The organism is Burkholderia sp. IT-111MI5 (genome assembly GCF_949752865.1).
Classification (GTDB): Bacteria; Pseudomonadota; Gammaproteobacteria; order Burkholderiales; family Burkholderiaceae; genus Burkholderia; species Burkholderia pyrrocinia_C.
Genome location: NZ_CATKIF010000044.1, coordinates 483691 through 503058 on the forward strand (window position 1 = coordinate 483691; position 19368 = coordinate 503058).

Here is a 19368-nt window from a genome sequence, read left to right on the forward strand (position 1 = left end):
GCCGCCGACCAGTCAGGCCGCCCGTGCGGTCGGGCATTCCGAGGGGAATTCTATCGGGTAATCCGCGGCTGTCCACCGGGAAAAACGGGCAGCAGCGCAACCGTGTTCGCCGGCTGCTCGGGTCGCGCGCCCGACGGCCGGGCACGCCGGCGTTTCACCGGTGAAATCGCGGCGCGCTTCGCGCACCGACGCGTGGCTGGCCGCCCCGTGGGCCAGGCGTTGCCGTGCGGCTGCGCCGGAGCGGCCAGCCGCACGTTACGACGATGCGCCGGTACCGCATGCCGGCCGCACCCGCCGGGCCGATCGGCCACGATGCATTAAAATGGCGGTTGACGATTCAACTGCGCGAACCCTCCGATGGCCTCCAATCTCCACGACCTGCCCGACAGCCCCTGCATCGGCGTGTGCTCGACCCTCTTCGACGAAGTCTGCAAGGGCTGCGGCCGCACGGCCGCCGAAGTGTCGAACTGGGTGTTCCTGAGCGACGACGAAAAGCGCGCGGTGTGGGAGCGCATCACGCGCGAAGGCACTGCGATGCGCTTCCAGTACGACAAGCTGTAAATCCATCGCGCATAAAAAAAGCGGCATGACGACCGCCATGCCGCGAACCCCAACTCTGTTCTAACTCTGTTCTTTTCCCGCCGCGTCTAGAACTTCATCCCGACGCCCACGCCGACGATCAACGGATCGATGTGCAGCGTGCCGATGCCCTTGTCGCCGAGCGTCGCATCGGTGCTCATCCAGATCTTCTTCACGTCGACGTTCATGAACACCTTCTTCGTCAACTGCACGTCGACGCCGAACTGCAGCGCCGGCCCGAAGCTGCTCTTGTTGATCGACACGCCTTCCCCGCCGACGTTGAGCCCGTTGTTGTAGAAGTACGTGTAGTTCAACCCGGCGCCGACGTACGGACGCACCTTGCCGGCATGGTTGAAGTGATACTGCAGCAGCAGCGTCGGCGGCAGCACGCCCACGCCGCCGAGGTTGCCGAGGCTCGACGTCACCTGGTGCCGCGACGTGCCGAGGATCAGCTCGACACCGAGGTAGTCGCGGATCATGTACGTGAAGTCGAGCTCGGGCACGATCGCGTTGTTCACGCCGACGTTGAGCGCGCCGAGCGTGTCGCTCGCGCGCTCGTTCGGCTGGATGCTGATCGCGCGCAGCCGGACCAGGACGTCACCCTGGTTGATGCCGTCGCCCGGCGACGCCGCGTGCGACACCGACGGCATCGCGACGAAGCTTGCCGCGACGGCGGCAGCGGTGACAAAAGTTCGAATCGTTTTATGCATGGTACGGACCCCCAAAGAATGGTTTCCATTCTCCCCGTAGGGTCTTTTCCTTATCTTGATATTCGTCAAGCCAGCGTAAACGTGGGGCGGTTTGCCGCAGGCTCGGTCGCACGACCCGTCAGCAGCAGGTCGAGCAAATCGCGCACGCTGCGGATCGCGCGGCCGAACGGCAGCGCTTCGCGGCCGCGGAAGAACAGCCCGTTCGCGACGTCGCCGCGCAGCGCGGCCGCCAGCCGCGTGTCGATGCAGAAATGGCCGAACTTCTCGATGCCGTCGCGCAAGCCGCATACGCTCAGGCATTCGAGCGCGGTCGGACAGCGCTGCTTGAATGCGCCTAGCTTGTTGCGGATGCGCGTCTCGTTGCGCAGGTAACGATCGAGCCATGGCGTCTTCACCGCGCGCGCGGGCAGCCCCGTCACGCTGACGAATTCGACGATGTCGTCGGGCGTCGCATCGGCGAGCACGCGCTTGAAGTCCGGATGCGCGTCACCCTCTTCCGTCACCGCGAACGGCGTCCCGACCTGCACGCCGTTCGCACCGGCCGCGAGCGCCTCACGCACCATGTCGTGACTATTGATCCCGCCCGCAACGATCAGCGGGATCGTGTCGCGCGCGAGGCCGAGCGACGCCATCACCTGCGCGGTCTCGTCGAGCACGCGCGCGAAATCGAAGCGCGCGTCGTGCATGTCGTCGATCTGCGTGACGCCGAGGTGGCCGCCCGCGTGCGCCGGATGCTCGATCACGATCGCATCGGGCAGGCGCCCCTTCTTCATCCACTTCTTCAGCACGAGCGCGATCCCGCGGCTGTCCGACAGGATCGGGATCAGCGCGATGTCGTGTCCTTGCGTGAGATCGGGCAGGTCGAGCGGCAGGCCCGCGCCCATCACGATCGCATCGGCGCCCTCGTCGCACGCGACTCGCACGTAGTCCGCATGCGCGCTCACCGCCTTCATCACGTTGACCGCAATCATCCCGCGCCCTTCGCCGTAGGTCTTCGCGAGACGGATCTCGCGCGCCAGTGCGTCGAGGTTCGCGGCCTCTAGCGTCGCGCGATCGGGCTGCGCACGGCAACGCGCGAGCAGGTCCGCATGATGGTGGCGCAGGTCGATGCTCGCGATCGTGCCGACCGCGCCTTCGCGCGCGACGCTGCCCGCCAGCCGGTGCGCGGAGATGCCGACGCCCATGCCACCCTGCACGACAGGCAGCAAGGTACGGCCGCGTATCGTCAGCGGCGGAAAGGAAGTGCGTACGGTCATCGGATACCTCGTCGGAACATCGGAACCGCGATGATCGGCGATTCACTGCAGCGCACCTTGACGGCCGTCAATAAAAAACAGCACGCGAGCGTGCCGTTTCCGGTTCATGCAGTGCGAAACGCTCAGGCCGGCTTCGCTGGCTTCAACTGCATCGACTTGTACTCGAGATACTCTTCGAGCCCGTACACGCCGTTCTCGCGGCCGTGCCCCGACTGCTTGTAGCCGCCGAACGGCGCGGCGCCGTTCCACGTGCCGCCGTTGATGTCGACCTGCCCCGTGCGGATGCGCCGCGCGATGCCCATCGCACGTTCGTCGCTACCGGCCCATACCGCGCCGCCGAGCCCGTACGGCGAATCGTTCGCGATCCGCACGGCTTCGTCTTCGTCGCGATACGTGATGATCGACAGCACCGGCCCGAAGATCTCTTCCTGCGCGATCGTCGATTTCGGGTCGACACGGCCGAACACGGTCGGCTTCACGAAGAAACCTTTCGCGAGCCCTTCCGGCAGGCCCGTGCCGCCCGTCACGAGTTCCGCGCCTTCATCGATCCCGCGCTGGATGTACGCCTGCACCCGCTGCTGCTGCACGGCCGACGCGAGCGCACCGAGGCGCGTCGCGTCCTGCCGCGGATCGCCCGCCACGTATGTTTCGGCCACGGCCTTCGCAATCTCGCGCGCCTCTTCGTAGCGCGCTTCCGGCACCAGCATCCGCGTGTGCGCCGAGCAGGTCTGCCCCGCGTTCAGGTAGCACGCGTTGACCGTGCCTTTCACCGCCGTCGCGAAATCGGCATCGTCGAGGATCACCGACGCCGACTTGCCGCCCAGTTCGAGCGCGACGCGCTTGACGCCTGCGGCCGCCAGCTCGGCCACGCGCTTGCCGGCGCGCGTCGAGCCCGTGAACGACACCATGTCGACGTCCGGGTCGGTAGCCAACACCTCGCCGACGACCGGGCCGTAGCCGCACACGAGGTTGAACACGCCGGCCGGCAGGCCGGCTTCGTGAATCGCTTCGGCGAGCATGAATGCGTTGAGCGGCGCGACTTCGGACGGCTTCAGGACCACCGTGCAACCGGCCGCGAGCGCCGGCGCGACCTTCAGCGTGACCTGGTTGAGCGGGTAGTTCCACGGCGTGATCGCCGCGACCACGCCGACCGGCTCGCGCACCACGAGCGAGTTGCCGACCTGTGCCTCGAATTCGAACGACTCGGCGAGCTTCGCATACGCCTTCCAGTTGTAGATCGGGCCGCCGACCTGGATCGCGCGCGACAGCTTGATCGGCATCCCGACTTCGCCGGTGATCGACTGCGCGAGTTCCTCGCTGCGCGCCTGCAGACGCTCGACGATCTTGCGCAGATAGCCCGCGCGCGTCGCGGCCGGCGTGGCCGCCCACGCGTCGAAGGCCGCGCGCGCCGCGCGGATCGCGTCCTGCGCGTCGGAGGCGATGCCCTCCGGAATCCGGCCGATCACGACCTCGGTGCCCGAGTCGATCACGTCGATCGTGCCCGTTCCGGCCGGTTTGCGCCATGCGCCGTCGATATAGAACTGGTCGTAGATTTTCATCGTGTTCCGTCTCCTGTCGGGCAGAGTTGGCGCTTTAGCGCTTATGGCGGCTGGAGCAGGTACTCCAGCCCCATGCTTCGCGGGAAAGCCGACATTCTAGCGAGCGTTGCGGTCGACTGGTGTGACGATTGACAGCCGTTCGAAAGGACTCCGGCCTCTGCCGCACCCTCGCTGCGCCGTCGGCGTGAACGCCGGCCCGACGTCCGCGATACCGCCGTCATGTCCGCATCCGCCCGGGTGCGCGGCCGGGCCCGCATCGTGCTATGTTTTTATTATCGGCACCGGCCCATTGCGACCGGCGCCGCCCGGAATCGACGCATTTCGTGAGCGCTGCCATGTCCGACGCATCCCATACCCTCGGCTCGCAAGACCGCCTGGAGCTGCTTTGCTGGCTCACCTGCGGCAATCTCGGCGCGTTTTACCTCAACGAATCGTGGCCGGACGCCACGTTCCAGGTCCAGGCCGCGCACCGCTGGCTCGATCGCCATCACCGTCAGGCCGACTGGCTCGCGATCGCCAAGCTCGCGGCGCTCGCGCAGGACATCGCGAAGCGGCACGCCGGGTTCGTGGACGCGCCGTGGGCACGCGACGCGGTCGAGGAAATCGTCGATACCGACGATCTCGACTATCGGGCAAAACTCGTGCAATGGGTGTACGACGATTGCTGCAAGGCGCTCGCGGACAAGCGGCTGGCCGATTGAGCTGCGTTTCGAGCCGCACGCGTGCGGGCCGCGGCACCGCTCTGCGCGACGGTCTTTTCGTCGATGCGGAAGTAACGGCCTGACTGACAGCGTAGGTACGCCAGCACCGCCCCCTGCGCGGACACACGCGAAGCGTCATGGAATCGTCGTCGCCTGTCGTTCGGACCACCCGGCCCAATCCCACCTCGAACCCGAAGGATGCTCGCGTGGCGCTCGCCTATCGATTTCTGCTGATCGCCGGCGTATCGGCCGCGCTGATTGCCGGTTCCGGAACTGCCCATGCGTCGCCCGCGCCCGCGGCAACGGCTGCCGCGGCATGCCCGTCGCCGTCGTTCGACCGCTATCCGGCACCCGCCGCAAGCGCACCGCGCAAGCCGGCGGCGTCGCCCAGGCTGACCACCAGGGAAGCGCGCCTGTACCGCACCGTCATTCGCGACGCATTCACGCAACCAGCCAATTTTGCCGGCCACTATCGCGTCGCGACCTGGGGTTGCGGAACGGATTGCCGGAATTTCGCGATCGCCGACAAGTACACGGGCAAGACGTACACGATGCCCGGTGTGCAGGCCATCGCGGGCGTGATGGGCAACGACGACGAACGCGTCGATTTCCGCGCCGGCAGCAGGCTGCTGATCGTCGCGGGCTGCTTCAACGACGATTGCGGCGACGACAACGCGAAGGCGGCCCGGTTCTTCTACGAATGGACCGGCACGCGGCTGCGGCAGGTCGGCACTTGTCCGCTGGTCGTTGCGCCAGTCGAATAACAGTCAAATAACCGGCAACCGATCCGCGCAGCACTCACGAAAACCGTCACGCCGCCGGCGCGCGTGCCCCGTCGCCGCATGCCGCGACGAACACGACCGCGAGCACCACGCCGATCGACGCGAACGGCGCCGCCGGATGCAGTTCGTACAGCATCGTACCGGCCAGCGGCGCGACGACCATGCTGAGCCCTTGCGCCATCGACATCGCGCCCGCGCACGCAGCCTGCTCGTGTGCTTCGACGCGCGTGCTCGCGAGCGCCGCGACTGCGGGAAACGCGGCGCCCAACCCGCACGCCGCCACGAAGTAGCTCGCGCACAGCAGCAGCGGGTACGCGGCCTCCGCGGCCAGCGCCGACACGAACCCCGCGCCCCCCGCCAGCGCGCCCCAGCGCAGGCACTGGAGCGGCGCGACCGCACGCAGGCGGCCGACCAGCGACTGCGTCGCGATCAGCCCGATGCCGGCGCTGCCGAGCGCGTAGCCGACCACCATCGACGCGTCGCCCGTCCGCACGTGCAGCCGGTCGATCGCGTAAAAGCCGAGCACGCTGTTCGCGATCATCACCGCGCTGTACAGCGCGAACGCGCTGCACCACGGCAGGCGCAGGCGCGGATCGGTCGGCTTCAGCCGGGGCGGCGCCTGCCGCGCCGCATGCGCGCCGTCGTCGCGCAGCCGTCGCAGCCCCGCCAGTCCGGCGAGCGGCAGCAGCGCGAAAACGGCGAGCGCGAGCGTCATGTCGATCCCGGCCAGCCAGCCCGCGAGCGGCGGCGCGAGCACCATTCCGATCGCGCCCGCCGCGCCGAATCGTGCGATCGCGGCCGCGCGCCCCGTGGCCAGGGTCCGGTCCGCGATCCACGCCATGGCCGCGACTGGCAGCCCCGCATAGCAGCCGCCCATCGCCGCGCGCGTAACGAGCAGCGCGACAAAGCCCGCCCATACCGGCGGCACGGCGCTGCCGCCGTCGCGCAGCGCCCAGCCGACGTAGCCGGCCAGCAGCAGCGAACTCGCGACGAAGCCGCCGATCGCCGCGCGCATCGCCGGCAGCCGCCCGCGGGTGTCCGCCGCGCGCCCCCAGCGCGGCGCGGCGATCATCCACACGAGCCCGACGATGCCGATGATCGCGCCGACATGTATCGGCTCGAGATGCATGCGCCGCGCCATCGGCCCGGCGATCGTGACGAATGCGTAGGTGCCGGCCACCATCGCGAAATTCACGAACAGCAGCGGCAGGAAAGATACGCCGGCATCGGCCGGCGTGGGCACGGAGTCAGCGGAAGTCGTCGACATAAGGTGTTCCGATGAAAGAAGGCAAGCGTCGTGCGTCAGCACGAATGGACGCCGGCATCGCGTGACGCAGCGCATCGGGCACGGGCAGCCGCGCGCCGATGCGCAGCCGTTCCTCGTAACGCAGCAACGCGAACGCGCCTGCCGCGCCTCGTTCGACACAGGCCGGAATGTGTTTCATGACGATGCGCCGGAAACGGACGAAGGCCGTGCCGTCACACACCGAGCGTCGCGCCGCCGTCGACGCACAGCGTGTGCAGCGTCACGTGGCGCGCGGCATCGGACAGCAGGAACAGCACGGTGCCGGCGACGTCGTCCGGCGTGGCGATGCGGCCGAGCGGGATGCCCGTGCGATAGGTTTCGAGCGAACCCGCGATGACGCCCGCCGGGCCTTCCGGGCCGCGCCACAGTTGGCGCTGCATCGGCGTGTCGGTCGAACCCGGCGCGACGATGTTGCAGCGAATGCCGTGGCCGGCCAGTTCCAGGCCGAGGCAGCGCGTGAACTGATGCGCGGCGGCCTTGGACGCGGCGTAGGCGGCCATCTGCGTGCGCGGCACGAGCGCCGCGTTCGACCCGACGGTCACGATGCTGCCCGCGCGTCGCACGATCATGCGCTGTGCGACCGCGCGCGACAGGTGGAACACGCCGTGCGCGTTCACCGCGAAGCAATGCGCCCAGTCGTCGTCGCTCAGCGACGTCGCGGTCGCGAGCCGCAGCACGCCGGCGACGTTCGCGAGCATGCCGATCGGGCCGACCGCCGCCTCCACGTGCTCGATTGCCGCGCGCACGGCGTGCGCGTCGGCCACGTCGACCGTGAACGGATGGACGCGGCCCGGCGCCGGCGGCCGATCCCCGGTCGCGCGCGCCAGCGCGTCGCCGTCGGCGTCGAACGCAGCGACGTCGAACCCACGCTCGGCGAGCGCGCGAACCACGGCGGCGCCGATCCCGCGCGCCGCGCCGGTCACGACGGCCACGCCCGCCGGAAATGTCATTTCGGTTTCCCTGCTCATCGCTTCAAGTTCCTCGTATCGGTTTCCATGTCGGCCCATGCGGCGAGCCGTTCGGTCAGTGCGGCGCCGATCGCCGCCATCGGTTCGGGATCGGACATCCCGTCGTGCGAGCAGTCGAGCGCCACGCAGGTCGGCAACGCCGCCGGCCGGTGCGCGGCCCAGCTGTCGGGCGCCGGTGTGCCGGGCTGCTTGCGGGTCGCGTTGAACAGCAGCAGTTCGCCGCCGTAATGCGGGGTCGGCGCCGCACGGAACTGGCGCATCTGCCGCAGCGTCGCGTCGACCAGCACGTCGAGCCCTGCGCCGCCGAGCGCTGCGAACGGGCTGTTCGCGCGCAGCAGGCGCTGCCGCAGCAGCGCGTCGGACAACGCCGCCGTGTCGAAATCGCCGTTCACCGTCAGCAGGATCCGCAGCGCGTCGCCCGTCTCAGGCTGCGGCTGTGCCGTCCACGCGGACGACGGATAGCTGTCCATCAGCGCGAGCACGCCGACCGGTGCGCCTGCGCGTTCGAGGGCCGCCGCGACCGCGTACGCGAGCGCGCCGCCCAGCGACCAGCCGAGCAGGTGGTATGGACCGTTCGGCTGTAGCGCACGCACGCGCTGCACATAGGTGTCGACGAGCGCGTCGAAATCGGCCGCGCCGTTCGTGTCATCGACCGACAGCTGCAGCCCGTCGATCGTCGTGTCGGGCAGGTACGCGGCGAGCCGCAGGTAGCTCCACGCGAGGCCGTCGGCCGGGTGGATGCAGATCAGCCGCTGCGCGGGCCCGCCCGCCGTCTGGATCGCGAGATGCGGCGCGAACGCGTCGCGCGCCGCCCGCGGCCGGTACGGCAGCGGCGTGCGCAGCGCGGCCGTCAGCGCCGCGACCGTCGCATGGCGGAACAGCATCGACACCGGCACGTCGCGGCCGAGCGCGGTCGCCAGCCGCGCGCTCGCCTGGATCGCCTGCAACGACTTGCCGCCAATGTCGAAGAAATTCGAATCCGGCGTCAGCGCGACGCCGCCGAGCACGCTGCGCCACGCGTGCATCACCTGCCGTTCGAGCGCGTCGGCGCGCGGATCGTCGTCCACGCCGATGCGACCCGCCATCGCGAGCTGATGCAACGCGTTGCGATCGGTCTTGCCGTTGACGTTGCGCGGCAGCCGTTCGAGCACGTGCCACGCGTCGGGAATCGCCGCGGCCGGCAGCGCGTCGGCGAGTTGCGCGCGCAGCGCGGCCGTGTCGTCGACCCCGGCGACGAACGCCGCGAGCGTCGTCACGTCGGCGTCGCCGCGCAGCGCGACGACCGCTGCCTCGCGCACGTCCGGCGTGCGCAGCAGCCAGTCCTCGATCTCGCGCGGATCGATGCGCACGCCGCTGATCTTCACCTCGTGGTCGATCCGGCCGTCGAACACCAGCCGGCCATCGCGCACGGTGGCGAGATCGCCGGTCCGGTAGGCACGCGCGCCGCTCCCCGGCAGCGTGACGAAGCGCGCGGACGTCAGCGCCGCGTTGCCCGGATAGCCGAGCGCCAGCGCGTCGCCGCACAGCACCAGTTCGCCCGTGCGGCCCTCGGCCACCGGATACAGCCGCTCGTCGACGACCTGCGCGTCGACGCCCGCGCGCGGCGTGCCGATCGGCACCGGCTCGCCGTCGCGCCAGACCGCGCCGGGGCCGCTCACGTACGCGGCCGTCGCGATGATCGTGGTTTCGGTCGGCCCGTAGGTGTTCAGCAGCACCTGGTTCGGCAGGTGCGCATGCCAGCGCCGGATCCGCTCCGGCAACGCGGCCTCGCCGCCGATGATCGTCAGGCGCACGCCGGCGAGGCGTTGCGCATGGCGTACGTCCAGTGCGTGGGCGAGCACGTGCCAGTAGGCGGTCGGCAGGTCGAGCACCGTGATGCGGCGGCGCTCGACCTCGGCCGTGAACGCGTCGACCGAGTCGAGCATCGCGTCGTCGCGCAGCACGAGCGTCGCGCCATTGCAAAGCGTCGCGAAGATCTCCTCGAAGCTCGCATCGAAATGCAGCGGTGCGAACTGCAGCACCCGGTCGCCCGGACCGATGCGATACAGGTCGCGCGTGCTCGCGACGAAATGCGCGAGCGCGCCGCGCCCGACCAGCACGCCGTTAGGCCGGCCGGTCGATCCCGACGTGTACAGCAGGTACGCGTGCTGTGCCGCGTCGGGCGCCACGCACGCCACGTCATGCGGCGACGGCACACGCGCCGCGTCCAGATCGAGCACCGGCCGGCCGCCTGCGCATTCGCGATACGCATCGCGCGTGATCACCAGCGCAGGCGCTGCATCCGCCAGCATCGCCGCGACGCGCTGCGGCGGCCCGTCCGGATCGATCGGCATGATCGTCGCGCCGACCTTCAGCACGGCCAGCATCGCCGCGATCACGTCGGGCGCGCGCGGTGCCGCGATCGCGACGCGTGCGTCGCGCGCCACACCCCGTCGTCCGAGTTCCGCCGCAAGCGCATCGGCATCGGCGAGCAGCGCGCGATAGTCGATGCGCCGGTCGCCGGCCTCGATCGCCGGTTGCGTCGGCATGTCGAGCGCGATGCGTTCGATCCGCGCGAGCACGTCGTCGCACGGTCCGGCGAGCGGCGCGCCGCGCACGATCGACGGCGCGGGCATCCCGTCGAGCAACGCACCGACGGGTTCGTCCGGCGCCTGTCCGGCGAACGCGTCGAGCCACGCGGAAAGATCGTGCGCCTGCGCGGCGAGCACGGCCTCGTCGTATGCGTTCGGGTTTGCTTCCAGCGCCAGATGCCACGCGCCGCCGCGCACGGCGAGCGTCACGTTCAGATCCTTCACCGGGCCGCCGCTTACCGCGCGCGTATCGCTCGCGAGCCCGTGGAACGCGACCTGCCGTTCGAACGGCATCACGTTGACGGCCTGGTTGAACAGGAACGCGTTGCGTTCCAGCAACCCGAGATCGCCGCGAATCCAGCCATACCGGTAATACAGGTGCGGCCGGATCGCGCGCAGGCGCTCCGCACATTCGCGCGCGAGCGCACGCGGCGAGCGCCCTGCGCCGACATGCATGCGCAGCGGCACGATGTTCATCGCCATGCACGGCACGCCGAGTGCCGGCGTGCCAAGCCGGTTCATCACCGGCAGCCCGAGCGTCAGGTCGCACCGGCCGCCCTGCTTCGCGAGCCAGATGCCGACCGCGCACAGCAGCCACGCATTCCAGTCGACGTCGACGCGCTCGGCGGCCGCGCGGAGCGCGTGCACGCGCTCCGCGTCGAGCACGTGCGTCGCGCGCAGCGCGCACGGGGCAATATCCTGCTTCGGCGCGAGCACGAGCGGCGCGGGCACGTCGCGCAGATGTTCGCGCCAGAACGCGCGATCGGCATCGAAGCCGCCGGCGCCGCGATAACGCGCCTCGGCCTCCACCACGCGATCGATCCGCCAGTCGGGCAGCGCCGGCAGCGGCCCGCCGCCGACGCGCGCGTTGTAGCGGGCGGCCACGGCCTGCTGCAGCAGCCCGTAGCCGAAGCCGTCGAGCGCGATGTGATGCACCTGCAGATACCACCAGTGCCGGGTCGGCGACAGCCGCAGCAGCGCGGTGCGGTATAGCGGATCGGCCGTCACGTCGCAGCAGATCGCGAGCGACGCCTTCATCCATGCGTGCGCCGCCTGCACGGGATCGGCTTGCGCCGACAGGTCGACGAGCGGCAGCCGCGTGCGCGGCGGCCGGCGCGCCTGCCACAGCGCATCGTCTTGCCACGCGAACCGCATGTGCAGCGCGTCGGCGTGATCGAGCACGGCCTCGACGCTGTCGGTCAGCGCGGCGACGTCGAGCGCGCCGTCGAGCTCGACGGTCTCGGCCGTCAGATAGCCTGGATCGTCGGGGTCGACCTGTTGCGCGACCCAGATTCCGTATTGCGCGGACGTCGCGCGGATCGGCAAGGATTCGTTTTTCATGAGCGGGCTTGCTCCGAGGTTCGTTGAGCCGGAGACGGGCCGCATCACGCGCCCCGCTCCCATGCGACCACCAGCGCCCGGTTGCGCGCCATCAGCCCCAGGTGCTCGTCCATCACGTACTGGATCTGCTCGAGCTGCTCCGAGGAATCGGCTTCGCAGCGAAGCTGCAGCACGTCGTCGGTGCGCAGCATCCGGCAAACGCCGTACGGGAAATCGACGGTCGCGCGATGTTCGTCGAACACGACGGGCACCTTGATCGCGTAGTGCTTGCACAGCTTGAACAGCACGCGGTCGGCCTGCGGCACCGACACCTCCGCCGTGCTGACGAACGGCGCCGGACGGGCATCGGACATCGCCGGACGCGCCGTCATGCGCTCACCTGCGCCGCGCGCTGCAGCACCCGCGTCCATGCGCCAAGCGTCGGCTGCTCTGCGAGCTGGACGAACGTGACGTCGTAGCCTTGCGCGCGCCACTGCTCGACGAGCGTCATCATCCGGATCGAATCGAGCCCGCAATCGACCAGGTTGTCGTGCTCGCGCAGGTCGGCGGCAGGCATCCGCAGGCTGCGGGCGACCTGCGCCGCGATCGCGGCGAGCGTCGGTGCCGCGTCGTCCGCTGACGCGACGCCGACGAGCGCGCTCGTGGTCACCGCCATCCCGCAGCGGCCGGCCACGTAGTCGATCGCCATGCGGTGCTCGCGCTCGGAGAAATCCGCGAGCGCGTCGGCGACGAAGAACGGCTGCACGTCGCGCATGAACGCGTCGCAGGCGGTCATCAGACAGCCGATGTGCGCATAGATCCCGCAGATCGCGAGCTGGTCGCGCCCCTGCTCGCACAGGCGCGTCTCGAGCGGCGAGCGCCGGAACGCGCTGTAGCGCCACTTGTCGAGCACCGTGTCGCCGGGCGCCGGCGCGAGCGCGTCGCAGATCGCCGCACGCGACGGCTGCGCGGTGAGGCCCGGCCCCCACATGTCGGTCAGGAGCGCCCGGTCGGCCGCGGCCTGCGTCGCCGGCTGCGCGGTGTAGTAGACCGGCATCCCGGTCGCATGCGCAAAATCGATCAGGCGGCGCACATGCAAGACGAGCGTCGGCACGGGCGCGGCCGCACGGTCGTAGAAGTCGAGGAAGTAGTCCTGCATGTCGTGCACGAGCAGCGCCGCGCGGTGCGGGTCGAACCGCCAGTTCACGCGGTTCGCCGGCAGCTCGGCCGGCATCGGATAGGAAGCGATTTTCGGAATGGCCATGATGGATTGCATTGGAATGGAGGAATCGACGGGGCGCCGCCGCGCCCGTCAAGCGGCGGCGGCGAGCCGATCCGCGATGTGCTGCCGAAGCGCGCGCTTGTCGATCTTGCCGACCGGCGTTTTCGGGAATGCATCGACGAATTCGATCCGGTCGGGCACCTTGTACGCGGCCACGCCCTGTCCGCGCACGAATCGAACGAGGTCCGCCGCGGCCGGCGCGGGCGCGCCGCGAATCACGTATGCGCAACTGCGTTCGCCGAGATACGGGTCAGGCATCGCGACCAGCGCCGCGTCGACGACGCCCGGATGCGCGAGCAGCAGGTGTTCGATCTCCTCGGCCGGGATCTTCTCGCCGCCGCGGTTGATCTGGTCTTTCGCGCGCCCCTCGACGACGAGCTGGCCGCCCGCCGTCAGGCGGACGCGATCGCCGGTGCGATAGAAGCCGTCCGCCGTGAACGCGCGCGCGTTGTGCGCGGCTGCGTCGTAGTAGCCGCGGATCGTGTACGGGCCGCGCGTCAGCAGATGGCCGACCTCACCGGGTTCGACCGGGCAGTCGTCGTCGTCGACGATGCGGATCTCGTCGTCCGGCGAGATCGGGCGCCCCTGCGTGGCGATCACCACGTCGCGCGGGTCGTCGAGCCGCGTGTAGTTGACGAGCCCTTCGGCCATCCCGAACACCTGCTGCAATTGCGCGCCGAAGCCGTCGGCCGCGCGCGCCGCGAGCGCGGGATCGAAGCGCGCGCCGCCGACCTGCACGAGTTCGAGGCTCGCGAGCGCGCCGCGCCGCTGCCCGGCCGCGGCCAGCCACACTGGCACGAGCGGCGGCACCAGCGCCGCCACCGTCACGCGCTCGCGCTCGATCAGCGGGAACGCGACGTCGGGGCTCGCGCTGTCGCTCAGCACCACGGTGCCGCCGGCATCGAAGACGCCGAGCGAGCCCGGCGAACTCAGCGCATAGTTGTGCGCGGCCGGCAGCGCCGCGAGATAGACGCTGCGCTCGGTCAGCCCGCAGATGCGCGCGCTCTCGCGCACGCTGTACAGGTAGTCGTCATGCGTGCGCGGGATCAGCTTCGGCGTACCCGTGCTGCCGCCCGACAATTGCAGGAACGCGATCTCGTGCGCGCCGGGCCCCGGCGGGAGCGTGATGTCGGGCGTCGCCTCCGGCAGCGCGACGCGCGTATTGCCGGGCGCCGTGAACAGCACGTGACGCAGTGTCGGCGCATCGGCGCGGATCTCGCTCGCGAGCGCCCGGTAGTCGAACCCGTCGTGCTGTTCCGCCGCAACATAGGCGAGCGCGCCCGCGTGCCGGCAGAAGTAGCCGATCTCGCGCCGGCGATGCGCGGGCAGCGCGAACACCGGCAGCGCGCCGATCCGGAACAGTGCGAACATCACCGCGAAAAATGCGACGCAGTTCGGCAGTTGCACGACGACGCGGTCGCCCGGCACGATCCCGCACGCGGTCAGCGCGCGGGCCGTGCGTTCGGCTTCCGCCGCGAACGTCCGGTACGACCAGCGCAGGTCGCCCTGTACGAGCGCGATGCGTTCGCCGTGCCGCGCGACGCGTTCGTCTAACCACTGAGCGAACGACTGGCCGAGCCAGTACCCCTTCTGCCGGTACGCGCTGGCGAACGCGTCCGGCCAAGGCGTGTAGTTCGCAGACGTCATGCAGCCTCCCGCGCGGCGCCCGATGCGGCATCTCGATCGATATCGAGCGCATCCAGCATGGTCCGGAACTTGGCGGCGGTTTCCGCGCGTTCGCCATCGGGCGTCGATTCGGCGACCACGCCCGCGCCCGCATAGAGCCGCAGCGTACGGTCGAACGCTTCGGCGCACCGAATCGTGACGACCCACTCGCCGTCGCCGTGCGCGTCGACCCACCCGAGCATCCCCGCATAGAAGCCGCGATCGAACGGCTCGGCATCGCGAATGCAGTCGCGCGCCGCCGTGCGCGGCGCGCCGCAGACGGCGGGCGTCGGATGCAGCGCGAGTGCGAGTGTCAGCGCATCCGCGTCGGATTCGCCGCACACCTCGGTCGACAGATGCCACATCGTTTCCGTATGGACGAGCGACGGGCGCGCCGGCACGTCGAGCCGCCGGCACAGCAGCGCGAGGCTGTCGCGCACGGCTTCGACGACGACCCGGTGTTCGTCGAGATCCTTCGCGGACGCCAGCAGCGCCTGCGCGCGACGCCGGTCCTCGACCGGATCGCGGCTGCGCGGCGCGGAGCCTGCCAGCGGATTCGCGCGCACGATGCCGCCGAAGCGGTTCACGAGCAGTTCCGGGCTCGCGCCCAGCAGCGTGCGGCCCCCGCCGAGATCCACGGAGAACGTATAGCCGTGCGGATTGCACGACGCGAGTCGCGTAACGAGCGCCGCAACGTCGACCGGCGCGTCGCCGGTCGCCTCCAGCATGCGCGCCAGCACGACCTTGTCGAGCTCGCCCGCGCGAATCCTGGCGACCGCCTGTGCGACCGCGTCCGCATAGGCATCCGCCGACGGCACCTCGCGCGTCGCGTAGCGCGTGCCGGCCGAGCCGGCTGCCCGCAGCGCGCCGAGCGGCCGCGCGCGCAGCATCGTGCGTGCGACCCGCAGCGCGGCCGGCGCGCCGACGTCGAACGGCACCGCGCCGACCACCGCCGCACCCATGTGGCCGTCGGCCCGCTCGCGGCGCAACGCGTCGTTCACGCGCGCCGCGAGCGGCGCGTCCGCATGCGGGATCGCCGCCGCAACATCGCAGGCCAGCAGCGTATGCGCCGGCGTTGCGAGAAACAGCGGCGTATCCGCGCGATAAACATCCCACACACTATGGGGTACTAATAGTTCGTCAGGCCGGGAAATCGCATTCATGGCATTGCCTCCAGATTGAACGAGCCGGCGCGGCGCGCCGGCCATGCCGTCACATTTCGGCGGTCAGACTGACCGCGATGCGGCGCCCCTGGTCGACGAGCCAGTTGCCGCTCAACCCGGTCGTGCGCGTGCGATCGTCGATCGGCACCATCTTGTTGGTCAGATTCAGCACCGCGAAATTGACGGAGAAACGCTTGTCGATCCGGTAGCGCCCGCCGAGATCGAAGGTCGTCGTCGACGGCCGCTCGCGCACGCCCTGCGCGCCGTTGCGGAACGCGGCCCAGTATTCGCTGCCGATATAGTTCGCCGTCGCGTAGAGATCGAGCTTGGCTGTCGGCGTCCAGTCGACCTGCACGTTGAATTTGTGCTTCGGCGTCTTGTCGAGCGGATAGCCGTCGAGCGAACTGCCGTTGAACGCCTTCTCGCCGCTGCCTTCGCGGCGCGATTCGGTCAGCGTGTATGCGCCCGACACCTTCAGCGTGCGCGACAGGCGCGTGCCCGCGCCGATCTCGAGCCCGTACAGCTTGACCCGGTCGATGTTGTCGTACACGTAGATGTTGCGGCCCGGCGAGCGCGGATCGGGCTTGCCCGTGTCGTAGCTCGCCACCTTGTTCTTGAACAGGTTGTTGAACAGCGTCAGGCCCGCGTACGTGTCGCCCAGGTCGTAGCGCACGCCGAGCTCCTCGGTCAGGCTCGTCTCCGGCTTGAGATCCGGATTGCCGCACAGCGTACCGGGCGTCGCGCCCGCCGCGCCGCCCGACGTCATGCAGTAGCCGGCCGTGCTCTGGCGCAGCGACGGCGGCCGGAAACCGGTCGATACACCGCCGCGCACCGTCCACGCCCGGCTGAGCTGGTACACGCCGTAGATGCGCGGGCTCACGTGGCTGCCGTAGCGGTCGTCGTGATCGAGCCGCACGCCGGTCGTCAGCGTGAAGCGGTCGTTGAAGAAGTAGTCGTTCTCGCCGAACAGCGCCCACGCGTTGCGTGTGACGCGATCCGCATTGGCACCGTGCCCTTTCGGCACCGCGTCCTGCACGCTGACGCCCGACAGCCGCGACCAGATGTGCTGGCCGCCCACGGTCAGGATGTTGCGCTCGCCCCACCACGGGATCGCGGCCTTGGCTTCGAGGATCGTGTCGGTCAGTGCGGGCCTCACCGGCGAACGCCCGGCCGGCGTCCACTGGTCCTGCACGCCGCGCTCGCCGTACAGCGATACCGTCGTGTCGCCGAAGCCCCAGCGGCCGTCGTGCGTGATGCCCCAGTAATCGCGGATATGACGCGTCTCCGTGAGCGCGGTGGCCGCCGTGCGCGGCGTAAGCGGCGCGGCGCTCTTGCCCGGCGTGCTGAGATAGGTAAGCTGCTCGCGCCCGATATTGACGCTCACGTCCTGGTTGCTCGCGGGTTTCGCGGACAGTTTCACATCGAAGCTGCCGATCCGCTGCCCGTTCGCCCCGCTCGTTCCGCTGTTCGGGTAGTAGATGTCGTCTTCGCCGCGATGCAGGAGACGCCCCGACGCCTGCAGCCCGAGCACGTCGGATTTCAGCGGGCCGCCAAGCCAGAAATCGACGCTCTGCGTGTCGCCCTGGTTCGATTCGAGCTGCCACACGCTGCCGGCCGTGATCGTGCCGCCCCAGCGCTTCGGCACCTTGCGCGTGATCACGTTGATCACGCCGCCCATCGCGTCGGCGCCGTACAACGACGACATCGGCCCGCGCACGACCTCGATCCGCTCGATCGCCGACAGCGGCGGCATCAGGTTCGACTGCACGCCGGCCGTGCCGCGGTTCATCGTTTCGCGCGTGTTCTGGCGGCGGCCGTCGACGAGGATCAGCGTGTACTCGCCCGGCATCCCGCGAATCGAGATGTCCTGGTCGTTCGGCGAAGCACCGACGACGCTCACGCCCTCGACGTTGGCGACGATCTCGGCGACGGACGTGTACGGCTTCGCGTCGATGTCTTCCCGGCTGATCACCGAAATGCTCGCGGGCGCCTCGCGGATCGCCTGCTCGCGGCGGCTCGCCGTGACGACGATCTCCTTCAGCGCGGCCGGATCGGCGGCTGCCTCCGGCGGCGCGGATCCGGCCGGCTTGGCCCGGTCGTCCGGTCCGGCGGCGGCGGATCGGGCGGCGACAGACGACGCCGCGGCGGGTTCCGCCGTTGGGTCAGGCGTCTGCGCCCACGCGCACGACGCGCCCATCAGATACAGGCCGGCAACGACGACCGGCTTGAATGCAAAGCTTGCAGCTTGATTCGACATGGTGGCGCTTTCGATGTTTCATGATGTGATTGATTCTCATTCTCATTATGAAACATGTAATCAACCGAAATCTTTGCGTAAGCATCGAAGTCGTTTGAGCGCCGTCGCCGGCCGTCGTCAGCGCCGGTCGCTGCGTCGCGCCAGCGTCGGCGTGACGCCGAAGCGGCGCTTGTAGGCCGTCGCGAAGTTCGCGGCGCTCGTGTAGCCGGCCAGCGCCGCAGCCTGCTTGACGCTCACCGCATCGCGCTCGAGCGCGAGCCGCGCGCGCTGCAGGTGATGTTCGCGGACGAAGTCGAACACGGTCGTGCCATAGGCCGCGCGGAACCGGCGCTGCATCGCGTTCGCGCTCATCCCGGCGTGCCGCGCGATGTCGTCGAGCGACAGTTCCTGCGCCGCGTCGCTCGCGAGGAACGCGCGCAACTCGGCCATCCGCCGATAGTCGCGCGAGCCGAGCGACGCGTCCGCCGTCTGCGCCGCACCGGTCTCGAGCGGCGTGAAGGCCTCGGCGAGCAGTTCGAGCACGCGACTCTCCAGATAGATCGCCTGCAGCATCGGCTGATAGGCGGGCGGCCGCACGATCTGTTCGGCGAGCGCCGTCGCACGCGGCGTCGGCTGCCAGAAGCGGATCGCGAGATGCGCGGACAGCATCGCGTCGAGCCGTTCCGGCAGGACGCCGCGGCTGGCCGCCTGCAGATGGCCGAGCCATTCGCCCGACATCGCGAGGCTCAGCCGCCGCGCGTAACCGCCCTTGCTGAGCCGCCTGCGGAACGTGTCCGGCTCGACCGCGTTGAGCAGGAACGACTGCATCCGCACCGCAGGCCGCGCGGCGTCGCGGTCCGTGCGGCCGGTGCGCCGCCCGTCCGTCGTCAACACCACGCGCCGATCGCCGTACGACACGTCGAGCGCACCCTCGAGCAGCAGCACGAGATGCAGGCCCGGCGAACACTGCCCCGACATCACGGCGTCGAATTCGTCGGTTGCGTCGTCCGAATGGATCCGCAACCCGGGCCGCACCTCGCGGATCCGCGCGACGTGCGCGTCGTGTCGATAGCGATCGGAATGGGAAGCGGCTGGCGTCAGCGCTGTCATGTCGTCATACCCCCGCGCACAGGCCTCTTGCGCCCGCGCAAACTATTTTGGTGTTCGATCAAATGGCCGATGCCCCAGTCACGGCCTCGGCTCGGCTACAATCAAATGAGAATTGTTCTCATTTATATCGTATCGGGAGTCGCGTGAAAAAAACAAGCGGA

The 19368-nt window shown here is 69.7% G+C and carries 16 protein-coding genes; 3 read left to right on the forward strand and 13 right to left on the reverse strand.

The genetic code is table 11. The features are described from left to right. Window positions 1-357: 357 nt before the first annotated feature. Window positions 358-561 (forward strand): DUF1289 domain-containing protein, encoded by a 204-nt coding sequence (locus ACM6JT_RS26875; RefSeq protein WP_006493160.1) that lies wholly within the window; start codon window positions 358-360, stop codon window positions 559-561. Between the two features lie 86 nt (window positions 562-647). Here ACM6JT_RS26875 and ACM6JT_RS26880 read toward each other — a convergent pair whose 3' ends face one another. The 3 genes from ACM6JT_RS26880 to ACM6JT_RS26890 form a co-directional block, all read right to left on the reverse strand. Next, window positions 648-1289 carry an OmpW/AlkL family protein gene (locus ACM6JT_RS26880; RefSeq protein ID WP_034181342.1) on the reverse strand — a complete coding sequence of 214 codons (642 nt, stop codon included), beginning with the start codon at window positions 1287-1289 and terminating at the stop codon, window positions 648-650. A 65-nt stretch (window positions 1290-1354) separates the two neighbouring features. Next, a complete protein-coding gene (locus ACM6JT_RS26885) occupies window positions 1355-2545 on the reverse strand; it encodes an NAD(P)H-dependent flavin oxidoreductase (protein ID WP_131947581.1) in 1191 nt (396 codons plus the stop codon). 122 nt (window positions 2546-2667) lie between these two features. Then, window positions 2668-4104: an aldehyde dehydrogenase family protein gene (locus tag ACM6JT_RS26890; protein WP_414857632.1), complete on the reverse strand. Its 1437-nt coding sequence runs from the start codon at window positions 4102-4104 to the stop codon at window positions 2668-2670. A 335-nt stretch (window positions 4105-4439) separates the two neighbouring features. Between ACM6JT_RS26890 and ACM6JT_RS26895 the strand changes: the two genes are divergently transcribed. After that, window positions 4440-4805, forward strand: a complete 366-nt coding sequence (locus ACM6JT_RS26895; protein WP_034181339.1) for a hypothetical protein — start codon at window positions 4440-4442, stop codon at window positions 4803-4805. A gap of 206 nt (window positions 4806-5011) precedes the next feature. After that, the gene (locus ACM6JT_RS26900) at window positions 5012-5569 is read left to right on the forward strand and encodes a hypothetical protein (RefSeq protein ID WP_414857633.1); all 558 of its coding nucleotides are present in this window, start codon (window positions 5012-5014) and stop codon (window positions 5567-5569) included. A 46-nt stretch (window positions 5570-5615) separates the two neighbouring features. Here ACM6JT_RS26900 and ACM6JT_RS26905 read toward each other — a convergent pair whose 3' ends face one another. The 10 genes from ACM6JT_RS26905 to ACM6JT_RS26950 all read right to left on the reverse strand — a co-directional run bounded on the left by ACM6JT_RS26905 (window position 5616) and on the right by ACM6JT_RS26950 (window position 19207). After that, window positions 5616-6854 (reverse strand): MFS transporter, encoded by a 1239-nt coding sequence (locus tag ACM6JT_RS26905; RefSeq protein ID WP_414857634.1) that lies wholly within the window; start codon window positions 6852-6854, stop codon window positions 5616-5618. Next, window positions 6835-7032, reverse strand: coding sequence for a hypothetical protein (locus tag ACM6JT_RS26910; protein WP_414857635.1), 198 nt, complete (start codon window positions 7030-7032; stop codon window positions 6835-6837). The genes ACM6JT_RS26905 and ACM6JT_RS26910 overlap by 20 nt, the downstream gene beginning before the upstream one ends. A 34-nt stretch (window positions 7033-7066) precedes the next feature. Beyond that, the gene (locus tag ACM6JT_RS26915) at window positions 7067-7861 is read right to left on the reverse strand and encodes a 2,3-dihydro-2,3-dihydroxybenzoate dehydrogenase (RefSeq protein ID WP_414857636.1); all 795 of its coding nucleotides are present in this window, start codon (window positions 7859-7861) and stop codon (window positions 7067-7069) included. Continuing rightward, complete coding sequence (locus ACM6JT_RS26920) at window positions 7858-11772, reverse strand: amino acid adenylation domain-containing protein (protein WP_414857637.1); 3915 nt, start codon at window positions 11770-11772, stop codon at window positions 7858-7860. The genes ACM6JT_RS26915 and ACM6JT_RS26920 overlap by 4 nt, the downstream gene beginning before the upstream one ends. Before the next feature lie 44 nt (window positions 11773-11816). Beyond that, window positions 11817-12143: a DUF2218 domain-containing protein gene (locus tag ACM6JT_RS26925; RefSeq protein ID WP_034181402.1), complete on the reverse strand. Its 327-nt coding sequence runs from the start codon at window positions 12141-12143 to the stop codon at window positions 11817-11819. Beyond that, window positions 12140-13015, reverse strand: a complete 876-nt coding sequence (locus ACM6JT_RS26930) for an isochorismatase family protein (protein ID WP_414857638.1) — start codon at window positions 13013-13015, stop codon at window positions 12140-12142. Before ACM6JT_RS26930 ends, ACM6JT_RS26925 begins: the two co-directional genes overlap by 4 nt. Before the next feature lie 48 nt (window positions 13016-13063). Then, entirely contained in the window at window positions 13064-14680 is a 1617-nt protein-coding gene (locus tag ACM6JT_RS26935) for a (2,3-dihydroxybenzoyl)adenylate synthase (RefSeq protein WP_414857639.1), read from the reverse strand. Further along, a complete protein-coding gene (locus ACM6JT_RS26940) occupies window positions 14677-15861 on the reverse strand; it encodes an isochorismate synthase (protein WP_414857640.1) in 1185 nt (394 codons plus the stop codon). The genes ACM6JT_RS26935 and ACM6JT_RS26940 overlap by 4 nt, the downstream gene beginning before the upstream one ends. 49 nt (window positions 15862-15910) lie before the next feature. Continuing rightward, window positions 15911-18118, reverse strand: a complete 2208-nt coding sequence (locus ACM6JT_RS26945; protein ID WP_243564599.1) for a TonB-dependent receptor domain-containing protein — start codon at window positions 18116-18118, stop codon at window positions 15911-15913. A 117-nt stretch (window positions 18119-18235) separates the two neighbouring features. Then, on the reverse strand, window positions 18236-19207 hold the full coding sequence (locus ACM6JT_RS26950; protein WP_034181331.1) for a helix-turn-helix transcriptional regulator: 972 nt from the start codon (window positions 19205-19207) through the stop codon (window positions 18236-18238). Between the last annotated feature and the right edge of the window lie 161 nt (window positions 19208-19368).

What these genes read in the sequence shown, in the direction of transcription:
- ACM6JT_RS26910 (WP_414857635.1), bottom strand. Translation starts at nt 7,032, where the DNA reads ATGAAACACATTCCGGCCTGTGTCGAACGAGGCGCGGCAGGCGCGTTC.
- ACM6JT_RS26920 (WP_414857637.1), bottom strand. Translation starts at nt 11,772, where the DNA reads ATGAAAAACGAATCCTTGCCGATCCGCGCGACGTCCGCGCAATACGGA.
- ACM6JT_RS26940 (WP_414857640.1), bottom strand. Translation starts at nt 15,861, where the DNA reads ATGAATGCGATTTCCCGGCCTGACGAACTATTAGTACCCCATAGTGTG.
- ACM6JT_RS26915 (WP_414857636.1), bottom strand. Translation starts at nt 7,861, where the DNA reads ATGAGCAGGGAAACCGAAATGACATTTCCGGCGGGCGTGGCCGTCGTG.
- ACM6JT_RS26905 (WP_414857634.1), bottom strand. Translation starts at nt 6,854, where the DNA reads ATGTCGACGACTTCCGCTGACTCCGTGCCCACGCCGGCCGATGCCGGC.
- ACM6JT_RS26935 (WP_414857639.1), bottom strand. Translation starts at nt 14,680, where the DNA reads ATGACGTCTGCGAACTACACGCCTTGGCCGGACGCGTTCGCCAGCGCG.
- ACM6JT_RS26880 (WP_034181342.1), bottom strand. Translation starts at nt 1,289, where the DNA reads ATGCATAAAACGATTCGAACTTTTGTCACCGCTGCCGCCGTCGCGGCA.
- ACM6JT_RS26925 (WP_034181402.1), bottom strand. Translation starts at nt 12,143, where the DNA reads ATGACGGCGCGTCCGGCGATGTCCGATGCCCGTCCGGCGCCGTTCGTC.
- ACM6JT_RS26875 (WP_006493160.1), top strand. Translation starts at nt 358, where the DNA reads ATGGCCTCCAATCTCCACGACCTGCCCGACAGCCCCTGCATCGGCGTG.
- ACM6JT_RS26930 (WP_414857638.1), bottom strand. Translation starts at nt 13,015, where the DNA reads ATGGCCATTCCGAAAATCGCTTCCTATCCGATGCCGGCCGAGCTGCCG.
- ACM6JT_RS26950 (WP_034181331.1), bottom strand. Translation starts at nt 19,207, where the DNA reads ATGACAGCGCTGACGCCAGCCGCTTCCCATTCCGATCGCTATCGACAC.
- ACM6JT_RS26885 (WP_131947581.1), bottom strand. Translation starts at nt 2,545, where the DNA reads ATGACCGTACGCACTTCCTTTCCGCCGCTGACGATACGCGGCCGTACC.
- ACM6JT_RS26895 (WP_034181339.1), top strand. Translation starts at nt 4,440, where the DNA reads ATGTCCGACGCATCCCATACCCTCGGCTCGCAAGACCGCCTGGAGCTG.
- ACM6JT_RS26945 (WP_243564599.1), bottom strand. Translation starts at nt 18,118, where the DNA reads ATGTCGAATCAAGCTGCAAGCTTTGCATTCAAGCCGGTCGTCGTTGCC.
- ACM6JT_RS26890 (WP_414857632.1), bottom strand. Translation starts at nt 4,104, where the DNA reads ATGAAAATCTACGACCAGTTCTATATCGACGGCGCATGGCGCAAACCG.